1 pseudogene is annotated in these 1240 nt (G+C 80.6%); it reads left to right on the top strand.

The annotated features are described in order from the left end of the window. Positions 1-121: 121 nt before the first annotated feature. A pseudogene (locus tag EBM89_RS20715) lies at positions 122-1240 on the top strand (hypothetical protein); the annotation flags it as partial.

Raw genomic sequence — 1240 nt, 5'->3', positions numbered from 1 at the left:
CGTCCCGGGCGCCCCGCTCCCGCCGGTCGTGCGGGCCCCGGCGGGCCCGCCGCCCGTCCCGGGGTACGGCTCGGTCCCGAGGTACGCGCCGGTCCCGGGGCGGGGGCCGGCGGCGCCGGTCATGCCGCCCGCCGGTCGGCAGCTCGACGTGACCCGGCTGCTCGCGCTGGCCGGAGCCGGTCTGGTCGCGGCGGCCGCCCTGGTGTTCGCGTTCTTCGTGCTCACCGACGAGCCGCTCGCCCGGGTGATCGTGCTGCTGCTCGCCACCGGCCTCGCGGGTGCGGGCACGCTGCTGCTGCGCCGCACCGGTGCCGGGTCGTCCGCCGAGGCCATCGGCGTGCTCGTCGCCGCGCTGACCCTGGTCGACGCGTGGGTCACCGCCGACCTCGCCGACGGGCCGGTGCGCTGGCTCGTGCTCGCGACGCTGCTGCTCACGCTGGGCCTCGGCATGCCCGCGGCCGGGGCCGCGCTGCGCGTCCGGTCCTGGACCGCGCTGGTGCTCGTGCTGCCCGCCGTGCCGCTGTGCCTGGCGGGGGCGACCGGCACCGCCTGGGGGTGGCAGCTCGGCCTGCAGACCGCCGTGCTCGTCACGCTGGTGCGCGTCGGCCACCGGCGGCAGGTGCGCGCGCGGTTCGGCGGCGGCACCGCCGTGGTCGACGCGCTGCTCACCGTCGCCGCCGCGCTGCTGCTCCTCGCCGCGCTGCTCCAGGGCTTCGCGCTGCAGCCGCCCGCCGAGGCGTGGTGGACCGGTGGCGTCACCCTGAGCCTGCTGCTCGCGGCCGTCGTCGCCCGCCTCCAGGCGCTCGCGGGCGGCGGACCGGCCTGGACCGGGATCGCCGCCGCCCTCGCCGTGCTCGCCGGGGCGGTCGCCCCCCTCGCGCTCGTCCCCGAGACCGTCCCCGCCGCCGCCGGGGCGGCCGCCGTGGGCGCCGCGCTCGTGTGGACGGCGCTCGTGCTCGTCCGGCCCCGCGCCGCGCAGGAGACGCCACCCCGCGGCGCCCGCTACCGGGCGCAGGTCACCGGTGGCTGGGTCGCCCTCGTCCTCGTGACCGGTCCCGGGGTGCTCGCGGGCCTGTTCGCCGGGCTCGCGCTGCTCGACGGCGTCGACCCGTCGCTGCCGCTCGGCCTGCCCGGCGACGCGTTCGCCGCGTTCGACGTGCCGGGCTCGGGCGTCGGGCCGGTGCTGTCCGCGCTCGTGCTGGTCGGCGCCGTCGCGACCGCCGGGCGCCTCGCGCTCCCG

It is taken from the genome of Cellulomonas triticagri (genome assembly GCF_003696205.1).
GTDB classification, from domain to species: domain Bacteria; phylum Actinomycetota; class Actinomycetes; order Actinomycetales; family Cellulomonadaceae; genus Cellulomonas; species Cellulomonas triticagri.
Note: the sequence above shows the minus strand (reverse complement) of the source record. Positions and strands in the feature narration are given on the sequence as shown.